The organism is Kiritimatiellales bacterium (genome assembly GCA_041656295.1).
Lineage (GTDB): Bacteria > Verrucomicrobiota > Kiritimatiellia > Kiritimatiellales > Tichowtungiaceae > Tichowtungia.
Genome location: JBBADV010000003.1, coordinates 70,667 through 96,536 on the forward strand (window position 1 = coordinate 70,667; position 25,870 = coordinate 96,536).

The 25,870-nt window shown below is 48.9% G+C and carries 19 protein-coding genes and 1 pseudogene; 17 read left to right on the forward strand and 3 right to left on the reverse strand.

Annotation, left to right across the window (positions count from 1 at the left end; genetic code table 11):
• Positions 1-85: 85 nt before the first annotated feature.
• The gene (locus tag WC959_02670; protein MFA5688043.1) at positions 86-1,681 is read right to left on the reverse strand and encodes a trehalase family glycosidase; all 1,596 of its coding nucleotides are present in this window, start codon (positions 1,679-1,681) and stop codon (positions 86-88) included.
• 273 nt (positions 1,682-1,954) lie between these two features.
• Here WC959_02670 and WC959_02675 point away from each other — a divergent pair, with 273 nt between their 5' ends.
• From WC959_02675 to WC959_02750, 16 genes and pseudogenes are all read left to right on the forward strand, one after another.
• Positions 1,955-2,629 (forward strand): PEP-CTERM sorting domain-containing protein, encoded by a 675-nt coding sequence (locus WC959_02675; protein ID MFA5688044.1) that lies wholly within the window; start codon positions 1,955-1,957, stop codon positions 2,627-2,629.
• 82 nt (positions 2,630-2,711) lie between these two features.
• Entirely contained in the window at positions 2,712-4,088 is a 1,377-nt protein-coding gene (locus WC959_02680) for a Gfo/Idh/MocA family oxidoreductase (protein ID MFA5688045.1), read from the forward strand.
• 48 nt (positions 4,089-4,136) lie between these two features.
• Positions 4,137-5,174, forward strand: a complete 1,038-nt coding sequence (locus WC959_02685; protein ID MFA5688046.1) for a LacI family DNA-binding transcriptional regulator — start codon at positions 4,137-4,139, stop codon at positions 5,172-5,174.
• A 264-nt stretch (positions 5,175-5,438) separates the two neighbouring features.
• A complete protein-coding gene (locus WC959_02690; GenBank protein ID MFA5688047.1) occupies positions 5,439-6,548 on the forward strand; it encodes a uroporphyrinogen decarboxylase family protein in 1,110 nt (369 codons plus the stop codon).
• A gap of 128 nt (positions 6,549-6,676) precedes the next feature.
• Complete coding sequence (locus WC959_02695) at positions 6,677-7,297, forward strand: hypothetical protein (GenBank protein ID MFA5688048.1); 621 nt, start codon at positions 6,677-6,679, stop codon at positions 7,295-7,297.
• 19 nt (positions 7,298-7,316) lie between these two features.
• Complete coding sequence (locus tag WC959_02700; GenBank protein MFA5688049.1) at positions 7,317-9,053, forward strand: right-handed parallel beta-helix repeat-containing protein; 1,737 nt, start codon at positions 7,317-7,319, stop codon at positions 9,051-9,053.
• An 88-nt stretch (positions 9,054-9,141) separates the two neighbouring features.
• Positions 9,142-10,857 (forward strand): right-handed parallel beta-helix repeat-containing protein, encoded by a 1,716-nt coding sequence (locus WC959_02705; protein MFA5688050.1) that lies wholly within the window; start codon positions 9,142-9,144, stop codon positions 10,855-10,857.
• A 23-nt stretch (positions 10,858-10,880) separates the two neighbouring features.
• Entirely contained in the window at positions 10,881-11,489 is a 609-nt protein-coding gene (locus WC959_02710; GenBank protein ID MFA5688051.1) for a hypothetical protein, read from the forward strand.
• Between the two features lie 24 nt (positions 11,490-11,513).
• Positions 11,514-12,362: an alpha/beta hydrolase gene (locus tag WC959_02715; GenBank protein MFA5688052.1), complete on the forward strand. Its 849-nt coding sequence runs from the start codon at positions 11,514-11,516 to the stop codon at positions 12,360-12,362.
• An 86-nt stretch (positions 12,363-12,448) separates the two neighbouring features.
• Positions 12,449-15,559 carry a hypothetical protein gene (locus WC959_02720; protein ID MFA5688053.1) on the forward strand — a complete coding sequence of 1,037 codons (3,111 nt, stop codon included), beginning with the start codon at positions 12,449-12,451 and terminating at the stop codon, positions 15,557-15,559.
• Positions 15,560-15,612: 53 nt separating this feature from the next.
• Positions 15,613-16,257, forward strand: a complete 645-nt coding sequence (locus tag WC959_02725) for a hypothetical protein (GenBank protein ID MFA5688054.1) — start codon at positions 15,613-15,615, stop codon at positions 16,255-16,257.
• Between the two features lie 34 nt (positions 16,258-16,291).
• The gene (locus WC959_02730; protein ID MFA5688055.1) at positions 16,292-18,229 is read left to right on the forward strand and encodes a hypothetical protein; all 1,938 of its coding nucleotides are present in this window, start codon (positions 16,292-16,294) and stop codon (positions 18,227-18,229) included.
• Between the two features lie 236 nt (positions 18,230-18,465).
• On the forward strand, positions 18,466-19,803 hold the full coding sequence (locus tag WC959_02735) for an FAD-dependent oxidoreductase (protein MFA5688056.1): 1,338 nt from the start codon (positions 18,466-18,468) through the stop codon (positions 19,801-19,803).
• A 23-nt stretch (positions 19,804-19,826) separates the two neighbouring features.
• Entirely contained in the window at positions 19,827-22,601 is a 2,775-nt protein-coding gene (locus tag WC959_02740; protein ID MFA5688057.1) for a glycoside hydrolase family 38 C-terminal domain-containing protein, read from the forward strand.
• Between the two features lie 7 nt (positions 22,602-22,608).
• Positions 22,609-23,568, forward strand: coding sequence for an HAD family phosphatase (locus WC959_02745; protein ID MFA5688058.1), 960 nt, complete (start codon positions 22,609-22,611; stop codon positions 23,566-23,568).
• Positions 23,569-23,685: 117 nt separating this feature from the next.
• A pseudogene (locus WC959_02750) lies at positions 23,686-23,927 on the forward strand (IS5/IS1182 family transposase).
• Between the two features lie 22 nt (positions 23,928-23,949).
• On the opposite strand, the gene WC959_02755 reads toward WC959_02750, so the two are convergent.
• Together WC959_02755 and WC959_02760 are read right to left on the reverse strand one after the other, a co-directional pair.
• Positions 23,950-24,288 carry a transposase gene (locus WC959_02755; protein MFA5688059.1) on the reverse strand — a complete coding sequence of 113 codons (339 nt, stop codon included), beginning with the start codon at positions 24,286-24,288 and terminating at the stop codon, positions 23,950-23,952.
• 82 nt (positions 24,289-24,370) lie between these two features.
• The gene (locus WC959_02760) at positions 24,371-24,745 is read right to left on the reverse strand and encodes a hypothetical protein (GenBank protein ID MFA5688060.1); all 375 of its coding nucleotides are present in this window, start codon (positions 24,743-24,745) and stop codon (positions 24,371-24,373) included.
• A gap of 572 nt (positions 24,746-25,317) precedes the next feature.
• On the opposite strand from WC959_02760, the gene WC959_02765 reads away from it, so the two are divergent.
• Complete coding sequence (locus WC959_02765; GenBank protein MFA5688061.1) at positions 25,318-25,746, forward strand: family 43 glycosylhydrolase; 429 nt, start codon at positions 25,318-25,320, stop codon at positions 25,744-25,746.
• Positions 25,747-25,870: the final 124 nt, after the last annotated feature.

Below are 25,870 nucleotides of genomic sequence, written 5' to 3' on the forward strand. Positions count from 1 at the left end.
CTTTCTTTTTGAAAAAACCCGTTCCATCCGTGTTATCCGCGGTTAAAATTGTATCTATTGCCGCGTTTGCAGTGGCGGCAGGAATTCAAAAGCTCTGCATCGCCATATCAATATAAAGTGTGGCGGACCAGCCGAAGTCTGAAAAGGCCTGATGGTACGGACTGATTTCCGGCGCGCATCTGCCTTTACGCAGCAGTTGCGGCGGCGGCAGTTCGCCACGGTCGTCATAAAATTCAAAAAATGTTCCGCACCGGTGATAATATTTTTCAAGCTCCGTAACGGTTTTTATGCGCAACTGTTCTGCTTCTGCGTGGCGGTTACAGCGTTTTAATCCGCGAATGATTAACCAGTTCATGCAGATCCAGACCGGTCCGCGCCACATATCCTTGGAATAATATTTTTCGCACTGCCGCGAAATTGACGGCACTGGAAACGCGGTGCCGAATGAGCCCGGAACGGCCAGATGTGTGAGCATCCGTTCCAGTTTTTCAGCATCCGGCGCGCCGGAAAGCAGCGGCAGGAACCCGGATGACGCCAGTACTGCGCTTTGCTTTTGATTAACAACATCGAGATCAACATAAAAACCGGCGGCATCATTCCACAGCCGTTCATTCATCAGCCGGTTGATTTCCGCCGCAGTTTTCCGGTGCGATTCCGCTTCATCGGTTAATCCCAGCTCTTCCGCAAATCCGGCGATAATTTCATATTCGTGCGCGAGAAACGCGTTAAAATCCGGCGCATCCAGTTGGATGGCATCATCAAAGCGCGGGGAGTTATCCATTCCGCTTTCACCGCTCCGGCAGTTTGCATCCGCTTCAATAGCCCACTCAACAAGTCCGCCGCCGTCGCTGTCACGGTTTTCGCGAATCCATTGAAGAAACTTCACCAGTTTTGGGTAAATTCCGGCGATAAATTCCGGCGACGGATCTTTTTCCTGAATCAGCTGCGCTCCCAGCGCAAGCACCGGCGGCTGGGTAATACTGCTGTGTTTATACGGATCCATCGCATGCGGAATGAAACCATCCGGCTGCTGCAAATCAAAAACCGCCAGCAGAAAACTGCGCGCCGTTTCAGGATTAATGTGCCGCATACCGGCGGCGTGAAACACACTGTCCCACAGCCACATGCGGGCGTGCGGCCACCGGTCCGGTGTAGACCATAAATGGTGAATCTGTCCTTCCGCCGAACAGCATTGCGTTTTTAACTGCGAGGCGGCTTTCCACAGCGCCGTGTCAGCATTTGGCGGAAAGGTTAGCGAATCAAGAAACCGCCGGCGGTCTGCAATCACCTGCTCAAGGCTGCTCTCCAGCAATTCCGGCTGGAAACATTCTTCATGCCCGATTAAAAGCATATCGTTCTTCCGGCAGCACTGCATTGATTTGCCGCACTCGAATGAAACATCGCCGGAGACCAGAAAATGAAAACTATCGACAAACGCTCCGCACACACTGCTCCCGCCGGAAAAGCTGATTCTGAAAAAATCGCCGGCCAGCAATAACGATTCCACCGGTTTTTCCGGCAGGACCAGTGTCCCGCCGTTTTCCGGAATTTTAATTTCAATTGCCACGCCGGACAATGCGGTGCGAAGCACCAGCGACTTGCCGAATTTCGTTTCACCGTCCAGTCCTGAAAATGCCAGCAGCTGCCCGCTGCCCCATACAGTCAAAACATTGTTTTTCATAAAAACTACCTTATTCGAGTTTGTAAAAATAACTTAATAAATAAGTTGGTAAAGCAGAAAACACAAATCTTTGATTTACGATGTTGAATTCATAAGTTTTTAATTTTACTGTGATTTTATAAGCATAAATAAAAATTCACCGGCAAAAAAATATTTAAAATTTCAGTTGCATTTTTAAAAATAAAAGTTACCTTTTATCCAAATACGAGTTAGTAGCGAATACGATTTTCGCGGCTTGTATGGAAGACCGACTATAGGAAAAGGAGAGTCGAGATGAGAAAAATCAGCAGTATCACATGTATTATCTTCGGATGCGGAATGTTTGCATTTTCCGATGTTATTGTGAGTGTTGTTTCAAATATACCGACAGACAATGTATTAATTGGTAACGCTACTGGAACTGCAGGATTGGGTTGGCGTAATAACGGTACGGATCCAGTGCGAGAAATCGGACAGTCTTTTTTAGCGTCGATGGATACAATTATGGATTCATTCAGCTTAAAGGCTGGCGGAGGAGTCGGTGCCGGTGCTTCGGGGGCCGGTTTTTCTGTGACGATTTATTCAAATTCAGTTGATACTACTTTGGGAACTGCTATTTCAACACAAACAGGGACTTATTTGACGACAAGCGATGGTGTTTCGAGTGGTGCATGGATTACTTTTGATTTGGAAGATAATATTAATCTTTATTCAGGAAATTATTATACTTTTACACTTACATGGGATGATCCTGCTGTTCCGGCGAAAAACCAGAATTTTTTCCATCAGAATACAGGAAGCACGTTTTCAGAAGGTAGACTCTGGCAAAATAATGGCTCCTCTTGGGCAGCTTCAGGCGTTGCAGACTTTGTATTTGTTGTGCAGGCGATTCCTGAACCGGTATCGGCTGGGTTGTTGACCATCGGTGGCGTTGCGCTGATGTTCTTCCGGAAACGGTTTAAAAAATAATCAGTATGCTTTTTTCCGGCGGCTCATTTTTAGAGCCGCCGTTTTTTGGCTGTAAATTCAAGGTTTTCGGGAGGATTTTTTTGTGAGTTCACATCATACTGAAAAAAAACGCCGGCGGTTTGCGTATGTCGGAACAGGATCGCGGGTGAAAATGTTTCTGGATCCGGTGGCAACTTCGTATGCAGAGGATTCTGAGATTGTCGGGCTGTGCGACAGCAGTATGGTGCGCGCTGAATATCATCGCGACCGGATTATCAGGGAGCTTGGATATCGTGAAGTTCCGCTGTATAAAGCGGCGGATTTTCATCGGATGCTGGAAGAGACAAAGCCGGATACGGTGGTCGTCTGTTCAGTGGATTGCACGCACGATTATTATATTACCGAGAGTCTTCATGCCGGATGCAGCGTGGTTACAGAAAAACCGATGACGGTGAATGCGGAAAAGTGCCAATCCGTTCTTGATGCAGTAAGTGAAACTCAGCGGCCGGTTCAGGTGACGTTTAATTATCGTTGGGCACCGGGCGCCACCAAAGTGAAAGAACTGCTGTCGACCGGTGTAATCGGCAATATTTATCAGGTGAATATGGAATACTGCCTGAATACGAGTCACGGTGCGGATTATTTCCGGCGCTGGCATTCAATCAAAGAGTGTTCCGGCGGCCTGCTGGTGCATAAGTCGACACACCATTTTGATTTGATTAACTGGTGGATTGATGCGGTTCCGGACCGCGTGTTTGCACGCGGCGGCCTGTTTTTTTACGGCAAAGAGAATGCGGTAAAGCGCGGCGATGAAGTTTTTACTAAATATGATCGGTATCATGGAAATATAACTTCCGGTAAACAGGATCCGTTTGCATTTATCTATGACGATGCGGATTACGATCAGGTATATAACCGCAATATTTATCTCGATGCAGAAAAAGAGAACGGATACCTGCGTGATATGAATGTGTTTCGCGCCGGCATTGATATTGAAGATGTGATGAATGTTTCCGTACGTTATCGCAACGGCATACTGCTGAACTATTCATTAAACGCATTCAGCCCGAATGAAGGATACCGGGTGACATTTACCGGCAACCGCGGCCGGATTGAATATTCCGAAGTTCACGGTGCACATATTTTGTTTGAGGACGGCACTAAAAAACCGGTGAACGAGCATGCGCACAGCGGACGGCATCACTTGAAGGTTTTTCCGATGTTTAAAGAGCCGTATGAGATTGAGGTGATCCCCGGCAAGGGTGGTCACGGCGGCGGCGATATTCTTCTGCAGGAACAGATTTTTTCGGCCAATCCGCCGAAAGATCCGTTCGGACGGCATGCCGGACACGAGCAGGGCGCAGCATCCATTTTAATCGGAATTGCGGCAAACCGGAGTATTCGGACCGGTCAGGATGAAAAAATTACGGATCTTGTTCCGTTGCGGCCGGATGCTGCCCGCCTGTCCGAATTAATCTGATGTAAATAATGCGTGAAGCTCTGAGCAGGAGTTGATAAGTTTACGCTTATGAATTCCCGTTCAAAACAAACGCATAAAATTTCTTCTACTGCGGACTTAGCTCGTTATCTCGGGCTGTCACAATGGACGGTGTCACGCGCGATCAATAATCATAAGGACATCAGCGAAGCTACGCGCCGGCGTGTGATGGATGCGATGGATGAGACGGGATTTCGTCCGAATCTTTTCGCGCGCGGATTGCGCGGACGCAGTTCACGGATGATCGGCATCAGTTTTTTCCGGTTGAATGTTCCGATTTTGAATCAGAAAGTTTTGAATATTCAAACGTTTTTCCGTGAAAAACAATACCAGTGTTTGCTTGAAACGACTGATAATGATCTTGAGCAGGAAATTCAGGGAATACGGAATCTCCTCAAAATTCATGTTGATGGAATTGTTCTGATTCAGTCTGGATTGACTGTAGAGCAGATGGGGTCTTTGGCCGGCAGTGTCCCGTGGGTTTTGGTGGATCCGGGGATTCCGGCGTTTGGCGGAAATGCGGTTTATTTAGACCGGGCTGTCGCGCAACGGCGTATATTTGAACATTTATACACGTTAGGGCACCGGAAGTTTGCTCTGCTGGGTTATGGGAAAAATGATAAATGGCGGTGGCCGGCATTGCAGCAGGCCGCTATTGATTTCGGCATGAATCCTGCAAAAGAATTTACGGCTTTAAAAAAACAGAAGGGTGATCGCAGTGAGGTAGCCGCCGGAGTACGAATGGCTGAAGAGATTATTCATCAGTCGCCAAGACCGACGGCATTGATTTGTCTCAATGATTTTATTGCTCTCGGTGTAATACAGGCACTGCAGCACGCAGGTTTTTCTGTACCTGCAGATTTTTCTGTGACCGGATTTGATAATTTATCCAGCTCATTTTATCCGATATTAACAACGATTGATCAGCGGGTCAGCGTGATGATGAAAGAGGCGGGAAATCTGCTGTTGCGGCAGATTGATGCGCCGGATTTCAAACACGCAGCTGAATCAATCCGCATCGAGCCGGAATTCATTATCGGCGAATCCACCGGTCCGGTGCCGGAATAATTTTTTTTGGCAGGATAACGGGATTTTTAACCACAGAGATAGATTTGGAGAATTAAAATTCTGTGCCTCAGTGATCTCTCTGTGGCTTCCAGAATCTGTTTATATCCGTGATATCTGCAGTTCGTTAACCGGTTTCGTAAAATTCTGCGGGAACCGTTTTTTAAACAATCATTGATTATTTTCTTGAGCAAAATTTTTTTCTAAATATAACAAAACAGACAAACCTAAAACGTATTTGGTGTTAAAACACAGCGGAGAGTTTAAATGTCTGTAAACGAAGCGGCTGAGCCGGGTTCAAAAAAAGGTGTCGATCCGTTTTTCTTTACGATTAAAGATGTTTGCGAAGGAAAACCGGCGAACGGACTGGTGTGGTTTCTTGAGCAGACAACGGGAAATCAGCGTCCGCCGGCGGAAGACCGGTTTGTCGTAAAAGACAGGTGCAAGGTGCTGAAATCAACTGCATTCGAATCGATGACGCGCCGCCGGAAAAACCGCCCGCCGGTGTTTTATAATCCTGTTTATCATCAGACCGGTTATGTTGAGTCCGAAGACGGTATCTATGACGTAGTGACATGGAATACTCCGCTCGGGAGTGTAACCGGGAAATCTCATAATAATCATTTTACAGAGTATCCAGTGAAGACGCCGGATGACATTGAACTCTGGACATTTATTTATGAAAATCTGACGTTTCAGACAAATCCGGTATGGTTTGAAAAAAATACGTCGGATCAGATTCATTTTGATATGAACTGGTCGCCGGTACAGCAGCTTTTACAGTTCGATATGGGAATGGAGAATTTCTATTGTTTTCTGGCAGATGAGCCGGAAAAAATGGAACGGTTGCTGGCGGTTATGCATGAACGCTGTAAAGACAGGCTGCGGCTGGGATTATCTCTTTTTAAAAAGACGTTTTGGGTGTACTGGGCGGAAAATACATCGTCGACAGAAATTTCACCGGCGTATTACCGGAGGCTTACGTTGCCGCATATGCGGGAATACGCACAGATTGTACATGAAAAAAATGCACGCCTGATTGTTCACATGTGCGGTCTGCTTAAAAATCTGGCGGACTGTTTCCCTGAGACCGGCATAGATGGCATTGATTCTGTGACACCGCCGCCGTTCGGAGATGCGCCGTATAAACTGATCCGGGATACATTCAAGCCGGATTTTACCATCATCGGACGTTTGAACGCCTGTCTGTGGGTCGGAAAAAGCAAGGCGGAGATTCAATCAATCATCCGGCAGCAGATTTATCCCGCACTGCTGACGACTCCTTTTTGTCTGATGGTTACGACTGATGCAATGCCTGACATCCCATATGATGATGTGATGAATTTGTATGATGCGCTGGAGTCTGTCGCATGGTGAGGCGGGTACGGTTTCTGAGTTAAAAAATCGCCGATGTTTTTTCTTGAACAAAAACACCGGATAACTCATAAATAATCTACAACCTAAAACGTATTGGGAATACATAGTGATTATTAAGGAAAGGAGATATGATGAACAGGAGTAAAACAGGATTAATATGGGCGGCGATATTTGCACTTATTTTTTCGGCAGGAACGATGGTGTCCGCCGAGGTGAAAGTGTCTGCCGATTCTTCGGCACCGGATAAGGATGTGATTGCCGCCAGCTCCGTTCCGGAATCACTGACGGGTTATCAATGGCGGAACAACGATTCCGGTGGACGGCGTGATCTGGGACAGTCGTTTAAAGCAGCGGCAAATGGAACGATGACTGCGTTCAGTGTTGCGGTTGCGGGCAATGTTCAGGTCGGCGCTTATAATGCAGCGTTTACGGTTACCGTGTATGAAAGCGACCGAAGTTCTGAGATGGGGAAAGCTGTTTCAACTCAAAAAGGAACGTATCTCGACCGGTTTTCTAATCCGATCAATCCCGGCTGGATCACGTTTGAGCTCGAGGCTGTGTCGCTGACCGGGGGTAAATATTATACCATTATTTTTTCCTGGGATAATCTCGGAATAGCGCGGCAGGATCAGGTTTTTGCGAGCGCTAATCACATTTATTCCGACGGGCGGCTATGGGAATCGGCCGACGGAAAGCAGTTTAAGTCATCGACAGGAGCTGATCTGGTTTTCTGTGTTCAGGGAAAGTAATAATAAGGATTTTTAAATCATGAAGTATCAGCTGATTGTATCTGGATTTTTTTTGTGCAGCTCTGTATTTGCATCTGCGGTAAAAACTGTGGATCCGGTAAAAACGCTGCAGTCATTGCCTCCGGGTAAAGCGGCAGACGTGATCATTGAGCCGGGTGTATACCGGCTGCCGGAAGAAGGTCTGGCGTTGAAAGATCTGAAAGATGTCAGTATTCAGGCCAAAGACGTGACGTTTATTGCAACGCATCCCAAAACAACGGCGCTTAGTTTTTACAGCTGCACGAATGTACATGTGCAGGGTCTGACGCTGGATTATGATCCGTTGCCGTTCACGCAGGGAACGATTACGGCGGTTGATCCGAAAACGCATACGGCGGAATTTTCAGTGCATGCCGGCTATTCCGATTTAACCGCTGATTTCACAGTCAACCGTTTTAATCTTTTTGATGCTGAAACCCGGCACTGGAAAATCGGCGCGCCGGATTATTATGTCCGGAAAATTGAAGCGCTGCCGGGACTTCGTGCCGGGCGGATTTATTTTGAACCGGTAAAAGCGGGGTTTGAACTGGTGAAACCGGGCGATCATGTAGCGATCAATCTGCGTAATGCCGCCGGTATTTATATACGATCAGGCTGTGCCGACGTTAACATGACGGACGTAACCGTTCATGCCGCACCGGCAATCGCAATTATGATTCGGTTCGCAGAAAATTCCGGTAAATTTGAGCGGGTGCGGATTATTCCCGGTCCGACGCCGGCGGGGGCGACAGAGGCGCGCCTTTTATCAGCCAGCGCCGATGGATTCAATTCGGCCTACACACGCAAGGGACCGGTCTTGCAGGATTGTGAGTTTGCATTTATAGCGGATGACGGAGTGAATCTGCATGGCGCCACGCTGCCGGTTCTGCTGTGGGAAGATGCCCGCACCTGTATTTCGATGCGGCCGGGGTCTGACCCGTTTCATACGCTACTGCGTTCCGGCGATGAAGTCCGGTTTCTTATTGAACCGGATTACCGGTTGACAGGCACGGCATGTATCACCGGAATTGAAAAAGCTGATCCGCCGGCATCAATGGATGCCCGTGCGGCGCTCGGTAAAATCTGGCCGTCACTGGCGAAGAGAACGCAAAGCACAATTTTTTATCGCGTCCGGTTTGACCGCGATATGAAGAGTCTCGGAAAGGACGGTGTATTTTTTGAATGTTTTGCCAGCGCTACACCCGATTATGTGATCCGGAATAACTATTTTCATGATCACCGCGGACGCGGGTTGCGTTTAATGGCCGGAAACGGACTGGTGGAGAGCAACCGCATTGAACGGGTTAAAGGTGCGGGCATCAGTTCCGGGCCGGAGTTTGCATTCTGGAGAGAAGCAGGCTGGGTTGAGAATTTAATTATACGCGATAATATCATTCGTGATGCCGGGCAGGGTATGGACATTTTTTATCCGGACAGTTATACGCCCGGAGCCATTTCAATTTTTGCCCGGGTTCTGCCGAATAAAGACAAAACGGCATATTATCAGGGAAATAAAAATATCACGATTACCGGCAATGAAATTGACGGATATCCTTTGGATGGGATCAGCATGGTGGCCGCGCAGGATTCTCTTATCGCAAGCAACATCATCCGGCGTGTCAATCAGCGGAGAATTCCCGGCGCCAGCACTTCGTACGGCATCCGCACCGGAAATCCGGTGAATGTACAGCATTCCGCTGAGTCCATTGAAATCAAAGATAATCAGATCGAAAAATAAATATAAACAATGATCCGGTTAACAAATTAATGTTTTGCCGGATAAACATGCAGCCGGCGGGTTCGCCGGTCTGCAAGCAGGTTTGAATGTGATTGTTTTTTTATCCATCATGGTATTGATGTCTTCTTCGCTGGAGATTGAAACCTCAACTCCTGTAGGAACATTGACGGCGTTATCTCCCGGCAGAGCGGCGCAGGTTAACATTGTACCGGGCGTTTATCAATTGCCGGCAGCAGGACTCCGGCTGAATGGATTAACAGATGTCACGATTCAGGCCTCGAACGTCACCTTTATTGCAACGGATCCGCAGCGCACCGCAATTTCATTATTTAACTGTACGAATGTTGTCTTTCACGGACTGACGTTGGATTATGACCCGCTGCCGTTCACGCAAGGTACGTTGACCGCTGTCGACACAAATTCATACACCGCCGATTTTACAATTCATGCCGGATATCCGGATCTGGATGAGGTTTACCTCAGCAACCGTGTGCATTTATTTGATGCGGTGTCGCGGCGGTGGAAACCCGGTGCACCGGATTATTATATAATCCGGATTGAACCGGTAAATTCCCGGCAGGGACGGATTTTTTTCCGGCAGACCGATTCGGGATTTCCGTTGGTGGCGCCAGGCGATCATATTGCGTTAAACATCCGGAACGCCGGCGCAGTGTATGTCCGCGAAGGATGCGATAATGTTTGTTTCGAAGACGTGACAATTCACACCGCGCCCGGAATTGCAATGATGATCCGGTTTGCGGAGAGCGCCGGAAAATTCAACCGGACGAACGTGATTCCCGGCCCGCTGCCGGACGGTGCGGTTGAGCCGCGGCTGCTTTCTTCCTGCGCGGACGCATTTAATTCGGGATATACACGAACCGGGCCGGTGCTTACAGATTGCGAATTTTCATTTATGGCAGACGACGGAATCAATCTGCACGGAGTAACGCTGCCGGTGCTTAAATGGGAAGATTCGCGGACGTGCATTTCCATGCGACCGAGCGCCGATCCGTTTCAGAAAATTCTGCGCCCCGGCGATACAATCCGGTTTTTGCGGGAGCCGGATTACCGGCTGGTTGCAAGCAATCGCATTGCTTCGATTTCACTGACATCTGCTCCGGATGATGTCGACTGGTATTCTATTATGACCAATACGTGGTCATCCGTTTCAACAGTGAACCATGCATTTTACAGAATTGTTTTGGAACAGGAGCCTGAGCTTGACGATTTTTCGACACCGGAACTTTTTATTGATGCGCCTGCCGTTTCATCCGCCGGATACGAGATCCGGAATAACTATTTCCATGACCACCGCGGGCGCGGGTTGCGTTTAATGGCTGGAAACGGATTGGTGGAAAGCAACCGGCTTGAGCGAATCAAAGGTGCCGCAATCAGTCTGGGGCCGGAGTTTATTTCCTGGAGAGAAGCGGGCTGGGTTAATGACATTACAGTGCGGAATAATATAATTCAGGATGTGGGTCAGGGACTCGATATTACATTTCCCGCCAGTTACACGCTCGGTGCAATTTCTGTGTTTGCGCGTGTTCTGCCGCAAGCGGCGCAAACCGTATATTATTGCGGCAACCGGAATATTACGATCACCGGAAATACAATCAACGGATGTTCGCTGGACGGTATCAGTGTTGTTGCCGCGTACAATACGTTGATTGAAAGTAACACAATTCAGAACGTGAATCAGAAATTAGTTCCGACTGCCGGCAGTTCATACGGATTGCAGCCGGGCAAACCGATCAATGTGCTTTTTTCGGAAGAAACTGAAATTCGGGATAATCATATTTTGTGAAGTACAAACCAAAGGAGACGCAGATGAGAAGTAAGTGTAAAGCAGGTGCAGTTGTTGGAATTATATGCGGAGTGGCGTTTGGGTTGATGGCAGAAGTGACCGTTTCAAAGCAGCCGAAAATGCCGGCGGAAAATGTGCTGGCCAGTTATGATTGCGCCGGAACAGGTTATTCATTACGAAATAATCAGGATGGCAAACGGGATATCGGGCAGTCTTTCCGCGCACCAAAGGCGGCGAAGATGACAGCATTCAGTTTACTGGCGCTTGGGAACGTACAGCGTGGCGCAATTGATGCGCCATTTACGGTGACAGTTTATGAAAGCTCTTCGCAATCGACACTTGGAAAAGTTATATCCACTCAAAATGGAAAATTTTTAGGTTCCCGGAACAGCCAGGTTACCGGTCAGTGGATTGTATTTTCGCTCGAGCCGGTCTCATTAAACGAAGGAAAATCTTACACCATAATGCTATCATTCGATAATATGGCGATTCCGAATCAGCATCAGATATTCAACCATGCCGGCGGATCAGGGTATGCGGATGGACGGCTGTGGCAGTCGAGAGTCGACGGAAATGGCTTTTCGAATTCTCAGGTGAACGACTTTTCATTTTGTGTTCAGGTTCAGCCGTAAAGACGTGTTTGAAGAAATAATATCATGAATGTACTGCTGGAAAGAGCATCACAGAAACTGGTAATTCCGTTACGGCCTGACGGAATTACCGGCGCTTTTTCCGGCGGTGAAGAATTTGAACCCGGAAAATTCCGGAGTATCCGGACGCCGCATCTGATCGCATATAAAGCGGATGAGCGCATTCGCACCGGTACCGCCGTTATTATCTGTCCCGGCGGCGGCTATCGCTGGCTGTCCTGTTTAAATGAAGGGTATCCGGTTGCTGAGTGGCTGAACGGACTGGGTATTGATGCGTATATTTTGAAATACCGTCTGCCGGAAGTTTCTCCCGGCGAAAAATATCCGGTGCCGCTTCAGGATATTTGGCAGGCAGTTCAGCAGATTAAAAAAAACGGCGCCGGAAAAACCGGTGTACTGGGATTTTCTGCCGGCGGACATCTGGCAGCGTTGGCGCTGACTCATTTCGAAGTTCCGGCAGAAATCAACAGTTCGATCTATCGTCCTGATTTCGGAATTTTAATTTATCCTGTAATCAGTTTTGTGCAGGATGACATCTGTCACACCGGATCGATGTCGGCATTACTCAGAGATTCTCCGGCGGAAGATGAAAGAAAATTTTATTCGCCTGAATTAAATGTTACCGGAGACACACCGCCGATATTGTTAATTCATGCAATGAATGACGAAACGGTTCATTTTAAGCACAGTGTTGTCATGCACAATGCGATGATTTCCGCCGGTATTCCATCCGAACTCTGCCTTTACAATGAAGGCGGGCATGGGTTTGGCATGGGAAATCCCGGTCAGGACAATGCCGGCTGGCCGTCTGTCGCAGCAGCGTGGATGCTGAAAAACGGCGTACTACGCGGATAACACATTAAGTTAACAGATTGGCATGAGAGATTTGATTTTAAACCTAATATGAATTAGGTTGGATTGCAGAGTGAAAGGGAACGTGAGTGAAAAAACTGATTAATATTCCGGCGACGCTGACGATGGTTGTCCTGCAGTCTTTTTTGCAGCCGGCATTCGGCGTGGCTTTTTTAACGTTCCTTACAATGGATCCGGTATATGCCGAAGTAAAAGTCCGTGCCGGTTCTTCCGCGCCGGATACCGATGTGCTGATTGCTTATACAACAGATATCGTCAAAGGATACCAGTGGAAAGAGAACAATACCGGCAGCCGCAAGCTCGGGCAGTCATTCCGTTCGCCGGAGAATGCGGTGATGAATTCTTTCAGTCTCGCCGTCGCTGGAAATATTCAGCCGGGTGCCGGCCGGGCACCGTTTACTGTAACAATTTATGAGAGCGATAATGACACGGCGCTTGGAACGGCAATCTCAATTCAGAAAGGACTTTTTTTAAGCACATCCGCCAATCCGGTGAATCCCGGCTGGATGACATTTGAAATCAGCGAAGTGAATTTAACGAAAGGCCTGTTTTATACGGTGATGCTTTCGTGGGATAAATCCGGCGTTTTGCGGCAGGAACAGTCGTTTCTGCATTCTGACGATGGCGCCGGATTTTCTTTGGGCCGTCTCTGGCAGGCGAATAACGGTGCCGCGGCGGCGGCATCATCTGTAAATGATCTTCTTTTCAGTGTGCAGATTTCAAAGCTGATTGAGGATGACTCTAATCCGTCAGGTTGTGAAATTACGGTTCCGGCGGTTGCGCGGTTTATTGCTGTTGAGCGGGAAAATTATTCTCCGGATACCTGGTTTCGCATTTCAAACCGGGAGAAAGAATCTAGAACGATAACAGTGGAACTGGAACTTTCCGGCGTTACGTCAAACATTGAAAACCGGACATGGCAACAGGAGATTACGTTAAATCCCGGCGAAGCTCAGGATGTAAAAATTCCGGCGGACGATCTGCCGGTTTACGGAATTTATCAGCTGTCGTACCGGCTGAATTTTTCCGGCGCAACCACGGAGTGGAACAGCGATACATTTTGTGTGTATCCCAAAAACAGACAGCCGGCACCGGGTGAGAGTGCCATGCCGATCGGATTTGCTTCCGGCGCACCGCGCTGTACGCCGCGCATGCTTGAACTCGCGGCGTCACTGGGATTTGAATTTTACCGGTTTAATATTCCGTGGAATGTTGTTCAGCCGACAGCGGATACATGGAACTGGCAGACTCAGGATGATTATATCAATCTGATCCAGCAGTATAATCTGCGGTGGCATGTGCTTTCAACCTGGTCGGTATTGTGGGCGGCGGCGCAACGCTCCGATCCGCCGGAACCGGAGGCCTGGCGCAACTGGATCAGCGCTGTCGCATCCCGCTATAAAAATGTCATCGAATTCTGGGAAGTCTGGAATGAACCCGACCTCGCAACGTTTACCGGAACGGTGGATGATTATACCCGGACACAGCGCATTGCACATGATGCAATCAAAGCGGTGGACTCAAATCTGGTTGTCACCTCCGGCGGATATGCGAGTTTAAACCATTGGGCAACGAAGCCCGGTGCATTTGATGCCGCCATCGGGGATTATCCGCGCTCGTTCGACTGGTTTGCCTATCACATGCACGATACGTTCCAGCAGTTTTATAACGACATTCACAAACAGCTGGCAACTATCCAGCAGAAATACAACGCCATGGATATGCCGTTTGTGTTTACCGAAACCGGATACGACACCCGCAACGGCGAATATTTTCAGGCGGAAACGCTGATGAAAAAAATGAGTTATGCGGCATCCATCGGTGCGAAAAGTTATTGCTGGTATAATATCATCGACCGCTCCGGCAGAGATGCTCCGCAACAGACGGGAAAAACATTCGGGCTGATTACAAATCCGACCGGAACCGATAACTTTATTGCCATCGAAGAAGAATTTCGTCCGAAGGAATCGTTTGTCGCCGCGGCTACGGCAGTGGCGGAACTCCGGCGGCTGCCGCTGCTGGCAACCTGGCTTGAAGATGAGGGCGTTTACGCTTTTCTATTCGGGAAAGCCGGCGATTGTCTGGTTACGGGCTGGCGCGAAGACAAACTTCTTTCTGTGCCGGCGCTGGTTGTAAAAAATAACGGCGCGGCGGTGACGGCGCTGGATCTGTTTGGAAATCCTGTCGCCGTTCCGTCACAGGACGGATTTTCGCTGCTGACGTTGAATGCACCGCGTTATTTTAAATTTTCCGGCGGAACAGTTCCGGAATATTTGCAGCCGTTAATTTCGGTACCGGAAGACATTATCATTGGATCGGATGATACCGTTGAAATTCAAATCACGGTGTGGAACCCGTTGTCCTGGAACATAAAAGTTATTCCGGCGTTTCGCGGAAACGATGATATTCAGATTATTTCAGCTCCAGCCGCGCAAACTGTCGTTGCCGGATCTACCGCAGTATTTCCGGTGAGAATTTCGATGCAGCCCGGAAAGCTCGGCGACAGCACGGCGCTGTATGCCGCCTTTAATTTCGAGGGAACAGGCTGGGCTCCGGAAATTGAAATTCCTGTTCCGTTTAATGTGTTGGATGCACGCAAAGGCGCAACCATCCTGCTGGATAAAATGGAACAGGTGCGGAACAAGCAGGATAACGATCCCAGCACTTTGCATTTACTGTGGGGCAGTCCGGTGGATCTGAGTGTGCAGGCGGATTTTTCAATCAATGCCGCCACCAATGCCGTCATAATGATATTTACCGTCAAAGATAATGCGTTGTATGCGGTACCGCATAATGAACCGCTTATTGACGGCGATGCACTTGAAATTGCATGGAGCAGTGCATCGAATGAAGTTGCACATCTGGTGATTGCGGCGGAGCCGGGCGAAGCCCCGCGTATGCAGTTCCGTAAAAACGGTGCAAATGCATCGTTCGTGCAAAAACCGGAGGTCAGCATAACCCGCAGTGAAGTAAAGCAGAACTGGAATTTCCCTTATACTAAATATGAGGTGATAATCGGATTCAAAGATCTCGGACTGACGAAAGCCGGCAGTATCCGGTTTAATTTTGCGGTTCACGATAACGACGGTGAGGGTGCCAAAAGCTGGATATCCGCCGCACCGGGACTTGGCAGTTCCGAAATTTCTGCGGATGGGTTTTTTGTCTTACGGGTGAAATAAAAACAAAAGGTAGCAGGTGTTGATTCTTCAACTTAAATAGAAAGGAAAAAGTTATGGCTGCGAAACAAGTAAATTTAATTTTCAGTGTCCTGGCAGGATTTGTTGCCTGTATATCTGCGGCGACAAATGTTTCAGTCAGTGCCAATGCAAATATTCCGACGGAGAATGTTGTAGCGCAATCCGTTGCCGGTACTGCTGGATATGCATGGAAAGCGATTTCTTCAACGGACTGCCGGGACATCGGTCAATCATTTTATGTTACAAATGATCTAAGGATAGACTCATTTTCTCTTTGCGCTTCGAGCGGGATCGGCGCCGGAGCTTCCGGCGCTGCGTTTACTGTAACAATTTATAAAAGTGATGCTGTATCATCAATTGGATCTGCTATTTCAGTACAAACCGGAACATATTTCTTATCCTCTGACGGGGTAAAAGCGAAAGACTGGATTACATTTGATATTGACAATATTACATTGTCCGGTGGGTTTTATTATACATTTGTTTTATCTTTTGACGATTATGCAGTGTCAAGAAACCATGCGTTCCTGCATAATACCGGTACAGATATGTATCCTTCGGGACGGCTTTGGCAGGCGAACAACGGTGGAGCATTAGGCAGTTCCGGGGTAAATGACTTTGCATTTAGCGTTCAGTCTGAAAATCAGAAAACTGTCCGGCTTTTGATTATCAGTCAGTAATGATCTGTTCTTATAAATTGAAAGGATAACGGAAATGTCTTTAATTGACTGGATTGTCCTATGTGTGCCGTTGTTAATTGTTATTATAATTGCCAAATACACCAGCCGGTTTTTAAAAAGCGTTGCTGACTATATGGCCGGCGGACGGTGTGCCGGACGTTATATGTTGTGTGTCGCGCGCGACGAGATGAGTACCGGCGCGGTTGTTTTTGCGATGTTTTTTGAAATTTTTAATCAGGCGGGGTTCACCTATCTGTGGTGGAACTGGATGATTATGCCGGTGGTATTATTGCTGAGTATTTCCGGATTTGTAGTTTACCGCTATCGCGAAACACGTGCGCTGACGCTCGCGCAGTTTTTCGAAATGCGGTACAGTCGCAGGTTCCGTATTTTTGCCGGTGGACTGGGCTTCGTTGCCGGAATTATGAATTTCGGAATTATTCCGGCAGTGGGTGCGCGCTTTTTCGTTTATTATCTGGGGATTCCTGAAACGGTTGTAATCGGTGAATTTGCAGTGCCGACGTTTATCATTTTGATGGCATTATTTATGTCCATCACAATTTATTTAACGCTCGCCGGCGGGCAGGTAACCGTGATGGTTACGGACTGTATTTCCGGTTTAATGGACCAGTGGTTCTTTTTAATTGTAACGGTTGTGTTGATTCTCACTTTCAGTTGGTCGGAAATAACGGAAGTGATGATGAACCGTCCTGCCGGTCAGTCCATGATGAATCCGATGGATACGAAAAATCTCAGCGATTTTAATATCTGGTTTATTTTCATGGTTATATTCCTGAAATTCTACGGCACGATGGCATGGCAGAATGCCAGTGCGTATAATGCGGCGGCGCGCACACCGCACGAATCGCGTATGGGCGGTGTTCTCGGCCGGTGGCGTGAATATGCACGGTTGCTAACCACCACTGTTCTCGCCATGAGCGCGGTGGCATTTTTGAATCATGCAAACTATGCCGCTGCCGCCGCGCCGGTACACGAAGTGATTGACGGCATTGCCAACCCGCAGATTCAAAAACAGATGCTCGCACCGGCGGCGCTCGGCGTCCTGCTGCCGATCGGACTGAAAGGAATTTTTGCGGCGATTGTACTGACCGGAATTTTTGCCGGCGATACAACGCACCTGCATTCGTGGGGCAGCATGTTTGTGCAGGATGTAGTTCTTCCGCGCCGGAAAAAGCCGCTGTCTCCGGCACAGCACATAAAATATCTTCGTATTGCCATGGCCGGTGTCGGAATTTTTGCATTTCTGTTCGGCTGTCTATTTACACAGACTGAATATATTGTGATGTGGTTCCAGCTCACTATGGCGATTTACGTTGGCGGCGCCGGGGCGGTGATTATCGGCGGACTGTACTGGAAAAAAGGCACCGTGCATGCCGCGTGGGCGGCCATGCTGACTGGATCGCTGCTGTCATTCGGTGGAATTCTGGTACGTCAGTTTGTGCCGGATTTCTTCATGAATGGCACTCAGATCTCCTGTAGTGCGGCAGCGGTTGCCGTGCTGGTTTATATAATTGTTTCTCTGCTGACGTGCCGGAAAAATTTCAATATGAACTGGCTGCTTCATCGCGGTGACTACGCCGTAAAAGAAGATCAGGTTAAAGTTTATCAGGAAAGCAGGAAAAAATTCCGATGGTCGATGTTTGTCGGCATCACAGATAAATTTTCTTTGGCAGACCGGTGGATTGCCGGCGGTGTTTTCGGCTGGGGCATTCTCTGGTTTATCGTCATGGTCATTGGCACGGCATGGAATCAGATTTCTCCGTGGTCCGGAAATGTCTGGCCGCATTTCTGGTGGTGGGCTGCAATCGGCTTCCCTTTAGTGATCGGCGTGTTTACAACTGTCTGGTTTACTGGCGGTGTGCTGCGAGATCTACGCGTCTTTTTTGCCGGACTCCGCTCAAAACGGGCGGATGAAACGGACGACGGAACTGTTCATCGTGAAGCAGAGTAATATACGAAACTAACTTTAATTATAACCGCAGATACCACGGATATAAACGGATGAAAGGAAAAATAATTTAACCGGGATTTGCAAAATAATGACATTGCGGATTTGTCTTCTGTATTCTGTAATTAAAATATTTTGTTAATTTTTGTGATTTTTGTGGCTATAAAAACCCCGTTTTCATCCGCGTCATCCGCGGTTAAACAAATGTAAGTTAAACTGATTTAATATCAGGAATCGGTATGAAAAAAATAAAAACAGATGTGATTGTTGTCGGCGCAGGAACCGGAGGAATTTGTGCGGCGGTTGGCGCCGCGCGCGCCGGCGCAAATGTTTTATTGATTGAAACAACCGCGCAGATCGGCGGTACCGGCGTAATCAGTCCGCTTGGCATTCTTTGCGGACTCGGTCCCGGCGCGAAGCAGAATGTGAATAACGGATTCCTGCCGGAACTGTTTCCGCATCTGTTTCCGTACCGCAAGTGCGACGAAATGATTACATATTATGATTCAGACGATCTTTTCGAACGCTATAAAAAATTAATCGCCGCAGAAAAAAATCTGACGGTGCAACCATCAACGCAAATTGATGCGATACAGATTGATTCCGGCTGCCGGATCGCCGGAATTACAATTTCCGGCACCGCCGGTCCGGCAGAAGTCTCTGCCGGAATGTTTATCGACAGCACCGGTAATGGAAATTTCGCGGCGCAGGCCGGGGCGGAATTCCGGCTGGGACGCGATTCTGACGGACAGATGCAACCGGCAACGTTGACGTTTGTTATTTCAAATATTGATCCCGATAAATTGACACCGGCAGGCAAGCCGCCGCTGCGCGCCGAAATCTGGACGGACAAAAATAAAATAATTGATGCACTCGGATTGCAGAAAGCCTACATCCGGCTGAAAGAAGAGGGGCGCACTGAAAATCCGAAAGGCGCGGATCAGGAAGTTTTATTTTTCCCGAGCCCTGATGTCCGCACGCTGGTGTTTAATCACACCCGCGTTACCGGAATTGATCCGGCCAATCCCGAATCCGTTGAGGCCGGGCGTAAAAACGCGGGAAAGCAGGTGTATGATTTGTGGAATGAAATTAAAGATCATCCGGCGCTCAAAAATGCCGCACTCACCGTTTCGCCGGTGCTTGGAATCCGCGAGGGCCGTCGCGTTACCGGTGATTATGTTTTGACGCAGGACGATTGCCTCTCTGAAGCGCGTTTCGATGATATGGCCACCGCCTGCTGTTATCCGATTGATATTCATAATCCGCAAGGCGCTGATACAACCATGGTGCACATTCCCGGCAGCGGCTATTATCACATTCCGTTCCGCTGTCTATACGCAAAAGGTTTTGAAAATCTGCTGCTTGGCTCGCGGTGCATCAGCGGAACGCACGAAGCGCATTCATCCTATCGTGTGATGGCGCCGGTGACGGCCATCGGACAGGCCTGCGGTGTCGCGGCGGCAATTGCGGCGCGCCGGGATCTTACGGATGTCCGCGAAATTAATCCGGCGTGGATACGTTATATTTTAAAACAGCAGAATCAGTTTGTTGAAGGCACACAGGAATCTCCTTTTTAATTAAACCGGCAGGAACTCATTTTATGAAATCAGACGCTTCGCACATAAAAAAAATTATTGTTGTTTCCAATACACACTGGGACCGCGAATTCCGGCGCTCGCTTGAAAAGACGCGCCGGCGCTTGCTGGACATGATGGATGTCACGCTGGATATTCTTGAAAACGATCCGGATTATCATTCGTTCACCATGGACGGTCATTCGATCATGATTGATGATTATCTGAAACTGCGCCCCGAACGCCGGCGGCAGATTGAAAAATTTGTGCGCGCCGGCCGGCTGATTATCGGGCCGTATTATACGCTGGCGGAACAGTTTTCAATCGGACAGGAAGCATTGATTCGCAATCTGCTGTTCGGGAAAAAAACGGTTGAAAAATACGGCGGAACATTCGGAACCGTTGCATATACGCCGTCATCCTGGGGGCAGTCCGGACAGCTGCCGCAGATTCTGGCGGATTTCGGTTTAAAATATATGATGTTCTATCGCGGTATTTCTCATCACGAAGCCGACGCAGAGTGGATATGGGAAGCGCCGGACGGCACGCAGGTCACCGCGTCGCGTTTTGCACTTTATGCCAGATATAACTGGTACTGTCAGGTGCATCGTCCGGTGACATCCGGGCGGGAATTTGAAAAAGATTATATCTGGGGTGAATTTGATGAATGTCCGCTGCGTCCCGCCGACGGACTTTCCGGTGAAGATTTAACGTTTGATTTGAAATGTCCGGAAAATCTTTTTAATCCGGCAAAACTGGAAAAAGCAATCGAGCGTATGATTGCCGTTGAAGGGCCGCATTTCACCACGCCGGTTTTTCTGGCGATGAACGGCCACGATATTTCCGTAGCGCATCCGAATGAATCAAAAGTCATCAAAGAAGCGCAAAAACTGTTCGCCGGCAAATATGAAATCCGGCACGGAACGCTCGAAGACTTCTGGGCGGAAGCGGAAAAATATCTCGATCGCAGCTCTCTGCCGGTGCTGGTTGGCGAACGCCGGAAGTATTTGAAAGAGGGCATGTGGACCTATCTTTTCCCGAGCACCATCAGCGCCCGCACCTATTTAAAACAGCAGGATTATGCCGCGACAGAAAAACTGGTCTGCCGCGCCGAACCGCTGGCGGCGCTGGCCGTTGCGTTCGGTGCGCCGGCGCCGGAAAAATATCTGGATCGCGGCTGGCGTTATCTGCTCAGCAATCATACGCACGATGCCAACGGCGGTTGCGCGCCGGATGAAGTTTGCAAAGACATGGAATACCGCTACCGGAAAGTCAGCGAGATTGCCGATATTGTTACCGAAGATTCCATCACGCATATTGCAAAAAATCTGAATTCGGCAGATCAGCCGGCGGATGTCATGCAGTTAATCGTATTCAATCCGTTGCCGGTTGAGCGTAATGCGGTCGTCACGGTGGACGTTGAAATTCCACGCAAATATAAAGCGGCGGCAGCCGTATTAGACAGCGATACAGACAGGAATCTGCTGGTGCAGCCGATCTCACATGAAGTATCCAGCTCGTTTGTTGACAGCATTTGGGATCTGCCGCGAATTATGGAATCCAGCCGCATTAAATTTTATGCCGGGTTCCGGAAATTACCGGCGCTCGGCTATCGCACATACACCATCGTTCCTGAAAAAGAAGAACTGCGGTTGAATGATTCACTGGTTACCGGTGCGAACACGCTGGAAAATGAATGGGTTAAAGTTGAGATTAACGGCAACGGCACCGTGGATCTCATTTGTAAATCCACCGGAAAAATTTATCAGCAGATCAATTTCCTGCGCGATCAGGGCGAAACCGGTAATGCATGGAAACATGTGCCGCCGGTGTTTGATCGCATCTGTACATCCACCGGTTGCGCCGCCCGGATCAGTGTGATCGAAAGCGGGCCGGTGGTTTCAACCGTTCGCGCCGAATATGAATTCGCTGTGCCGCAGGATTATGCTGACGGACGCAGTCGCAGTCATAATACAGTAATAATTCCGGTGACGGTTGATTACACGCTGCATTTTAATTCTCCGCTGCTGCAGGTGCGGATGGAACTCGACAGTCCCGTGAAAGATCATTGGTTACGTGTTTGTATTCCAACAAATCTGACTGCGGACGTTTCTGTTAGTGATGCACATTTTAACATTATGGAACGTCCGATTAAATTGACCGATAGCCGCGGATGGATCGAGCGGGTTTACGGCATGCAGCCGCTGCAGACATTCGCCGATATCTCTGACGGACAGAATGGCATGGCCATGTTGCCTAAAGGACTTTTTGAGTATGAAGCTATAGACGATGCAGAGCGGACGCTGGCGCTGACACTCATTCGAGCCTGCCGTATTAAACTGGCGGTTTCTGAAGAAAAAGTAACCGAGCTGCCTGATGAAGGTGTTCAGTGCCTTGGCAGACATGTTTTTGAATATGCAATTTACCCGCACGCCGGAAACTGGCAGTCCGCAGGAATCCCGGAAGTTTCAAAAATCTGGAACACACCGGTGCGTGCCATGCAAATTGGGCGAGGCAAAGGAAACCTGCCGCACGAGCAGAGTTTCGTTTGTGTAAGAGGAAACGGTATTCAAGTCTCAGCGGTAAAGCCCGCAGAAAACAGTGATGGAATTATCATCCGGTTGTATAATCCGATACAAAGTGTGTGCAATGCAGAACTCATTTTCGGAGTACCTGTAAAATCAGCGGAAATAATCGGAATGGATGAAATTACAGTGAAGCAAAAGGCCACTGTGGAAAAACATGCGATCAGTGTTTTGGTCGCTGCGAAAAAAATAATCACACTCAGAATACATTTTTAAAACACTAATGAATTTTTCAACGAATGAAGAACTGATCGGATTGGAGCAGACATCGGATGCGGCGTTTACCGCCGGAAAAAACGGTGTGGTTTCAATTAAAATGACGGCGGACAAAAAAGCGGAGTTTGTGTCGTTCGAAAACGGCAAAGCGCTGGCGCTGATTAAATCGTCGATGGGTTATCCGGCGTATTATCCGGTGTACGATGTAACCATTGAAAAATCGCTGAAAGCGGTGCTGATGGATCTCGACGGCACAACGGTTCACAGCGAGCATTTCTGGATTTGGATTATTGAAAAAACCACCGCGAGTCTGCTCGGCGATGCCAATTTCAAATTAGAAGCAGCGGACGAGCCGTATGTTTCCGGTCATTCGGTTTCAGAGCATTTGCAGTATTGCATAAAAAAATATTGCCCCGAAAAATCGGTGGAAGAAGCGCGTCAGTGGTATTTCAAACACACCAATTATGAGATGAACGAAATTATGGCCGGGCGCGGTAAAAAGGGCGCGTTCACGCCATCGCCGGGCATCAAAGAATTTCTTTACGAACTCAAAGCGCTGGGTTTGAAAATCGGACTCGTCACATCAGGACTTTACGAAAAAGCCTGGCCGGAAATTCTGGATGCATTTAAAACGCTCGGCATGGGCGACCCGAAAGAATTTTACGATGCAATTATCACCGCCGGTTTTGCTATCCGTCCCGGCGAACCGGGTACGCTCGGTGAACTGTCGCCGAAGCCGCATCCGTGGCTCTACGCCGAAACGGCGCGCGTCGGGCTCGGCATTCCGTTCGAAGAGCGGCACAGCGTGGTTGGCATTGAAGATTCCGGCGCCGGAATTGTTTCAATCCTGCTTGCCGGTTTTGCACCGATTGGGATTTCCGGTGGTAACATTATCGACAGCGGCACCAAAAATCTCTGCACGCATTACGAAGAAAGCTTCGAACAAATTTTTCAAAACTTAAAATAGCCGACGCTGAAAGAAGCACATGGATCAGTGTTTGCAAGGGTGAAGTTGTCTTTTTCAGTGAACGTTTTTACCAGGGTTTGGTGGCTTTTCACTCCAAACCTTGCAATGATCTCTCCTATGAAAGCCGTTAAAATTCCTCATTCCCCGCAAGGCGATCTGTTCCGTATGGAGCCGGCTTGCATCATTGATATCCGGATCATGCACTGGTATGTTTGAGCCGGGCGGTGGACCGGGTGCGCTTTGAGGAGGCGTTCGGTGAAACGTACTGCGAGAACAACGGCCGGCCGGCGGTGAGCGTACGGCTGATGGTGGCGCTGCATTTTCTGAAGTACACGTTGGATCTGAGCGATGAAGCGGTAGCAACAGTGTTTGTTGAAAAAGTTATGAGAGCTGGAACCCGGGATCTGCGAGCAGCCGGTTGGCCAGTACGATCAGCTTGCGTGCCACTGCGATGAGCGCCACTTTTTTCTTTTTTCCGCTGGCAATGAGCCGTTCGTAAAACTCCTTCAGAATCGGGTTGCTGCGTCGCACACTCATGGCACACATGTAAAGTGCATGCCGCACTTCCGCGCGGCCGCCATGGATATGGCGCTGGCCGCGGAACTTTCCGCTGTCACGATTGTGCGGCGCTAATCCGGCCGGCGCCGAGGCCTGATTATCACCGATCTGCCCGGGTTCAGGCATCGTACTGACGAGTGTCAGTGCACCGGAGAGTCCGATGGCGTTTCTATCTGTGGTTCAGCCATGTTTAAACGAAGTTTTTCATCCTTGCGCATCTCAACGAGTACTGTGCGCCGATGGATCAGTGCATTGAGCGCGGTCCGCCACTACGGCTGCTGTACATACAGCTGCGGTTATTCAGTGTACCGAACAACGATAGAACTTTCGCGTCGAGCTGACCGGTCCTGGCGAGGATTTTACGCGACTTCGCGAAGTCGCGTACGCTTTTGGGATCAACCCGGGCTGCGTCTGTGAGCATGTCACACAGCAGGCGTTCGCATCCGCCGGTGGATTCACAGCAGATGATCATGTGTTGATCGGCATTCTTAATCCGCTCAATGAGCCGGCGGATGCCGGCTTTGAAATTAGGAATGTGCGCGGGTTTTGAATCAAACGAATCGATGTCCAGAAACTCCTTTGAAACATCGACACCGATGTAGACGGCCTTGTCATTCATTGTATACTCCATCCTTGTGATACGAGCCCGGTTGCTCAGACAACAGTCCGGGTTAGTACATGCGGGAGGCAGGGACTGAGCTACAAACGGACTTAAAGTCCAAGGGCGAACCAGCCTCACTCCCTCTAGTTTACCGGGGACGGCCGTCCCCGGTAAACCCTTCCAACAACCGCAGTGTCATTGAAAGCAACCCTAAGAGAACACACGGGGGAACATACAAGGAAAGTGATTTGTGAGATGTTGCAATATTTCAATGAACAAAATCCTTTGCGACCAGACGCTTTGAGAAGGGTGTATTGATGACGATTCAGCGGTACGCTGCGAGCAGTTCATGCAGTAGATCCGGCCGGAAGACATCCTCTTCTTTCACCAGAATCCGTAGAATATTGAACTGATGAAACTGTTAATTCTGGCGTTGCGGCAGCGGCAATCGGCATGGTGGTTGGCATCAGCCGGTTATGGGATGCAATCACCGATCCGCTGATGGGAAATATTTCCGATAACAGCCGGTTGCGTTTCGGCCGCCGCCGGCCGTTTATTCATCCGAAAACAACAGCACGCTGCACATATCGCTGCTCACCGATGATTACCTCGCGCCGTCCGGTACCTTCGTGCGGGCGTTTGAATATCACTGGATGGAAGCGCCGGCGATTTTTAAGCGGAACGGGTTGTATTATCTGCTGGCCAGCGCATGCACCGGCTGGGAACCGAATGCCGCACGCTGTGCCATATCCGACTCCATTTTCGGCCCGTGGCTGGAATGGGAAAATCTCCGCGAAGGAACCAATCCGGACCGCGGATTCAGGCCGGAAAAAACATTTGTCGCGCAAAGCACATATGTTTTCCCCGTTGCTGGGAATCCCGATACTTTTATCGCTATGTTTGATATCTGGAATCCCGAAAATGCCATCGACGGCCGTTATGTCTGGCTGCCGGTAACATTCAATAAAAATAATGAGTTTTCAATTCGGTGGCATGACCGCTGGAATATGTCTGTTTGAAATTAACCTTAAAGCATTTCCCGTTTAGTTTTTCGCACAACGGTTAAAAAATGTGGGGCAGACATTCCTGTCTGCCCTTTTACAAAACCCGCACGACCGGAATTGAGCAGACAGGAATGTCTGC

Bases quoted from the DNA above. Each gene is read 5' to 3' on its own strand.
- WC959_02670 (MFA5688043.1), bottom strand. From the start codon at position 1,681: ATGAAAAACAATGTTTTGACTGTATGGGGCAGCGGGCAGCTGCTGGCA.
- WC959_02675 (MFA5688044.1), top strand. From the start codon at position 1,955: ATGAGAAAAATCAGCAGTATCACATGTATTATCTTCGGATGCGGAATG.
- WC959_02685 (MFA5688046.1), top strand. From the start codon at position 4,137: ATGAATTCCCGTTCAAAACAAACGCATAAAATTTCTTCTACTGCGGAC.
- WC959_02690 (MFA5688047.1), top strand. From the start codon at position 5,439: ATGTCTGTAAACGAAGCGGCTGAGCCGGGTTCAAAAAAAGGTGTCGAT.
- WC959_02695 (MFA5688048.1), top strand. From the start codon at position 6,677: ATGATGAACAGGAGTAAAACAGGATTAATATGGGCGGCGATATTTGCA.
- WC959_02700 (MFA5688049.1), top strand. From the start codon at position 7,317: ATGAAGTATCAGCTGATTGTATCTGGATTTTTTTTGTGCAGCTCTGTA.
- WC959_02710 (MFA5688051.1), top strand. From the start codon at position 10,881: ATGAGAAGTAAGTGTAAAGCAGGTGCAGTTGTTGGAATTATATGCGGA.
- WC959_02715 (MFA5688052.1), top strand. From the start codon at position 11,514: ATGAATGTACTGCTGGAAAGAGCATCACAGAAACTGGTAATTCCGTTA.
- WC959_02725 (MFA5688054.1), top strand. From the start codon at position 15,613: ATGGCTGCGAAACAAGTAAATTTAATTTTCAGTGTCCTGGCAGGATTT.
- WC959_02730 (MFA5688055.1), top strand. From the start codon at position 16,292: ATGTCTTTAATTGACTGGATTGTCCTATGTGTGCCGTTGTTAATTGTT.
- WC959_02735 (MFA5688056.1), top strand. From the start codon at position 18,466: ATGAAAAAAATAAAAACAGATGTGATTGTTGTCGGCGCAGGAACCGGA.
- WC959_02740 (MFA5688057.1), top strand. From the start codon at position 19,827: ATGAAATCAGACGCTTCGCACATAAAAAAAATTATTGTTGTTTCCAAT.
- WC959_02745 (MFA5688058.1), top strand. From the start codon at position 22,609: ATGAATTTTTCAACGAATGAAGAACTGATCGGATTGGAGCAGACATCG.
- WC959_02760 (MFA5688060.1), bottom strand. From the start codon at position 24,745: ATGAATGACAAGGCCGTCTACATCGGTGTCGATGTTTCAAAGGAGTTT.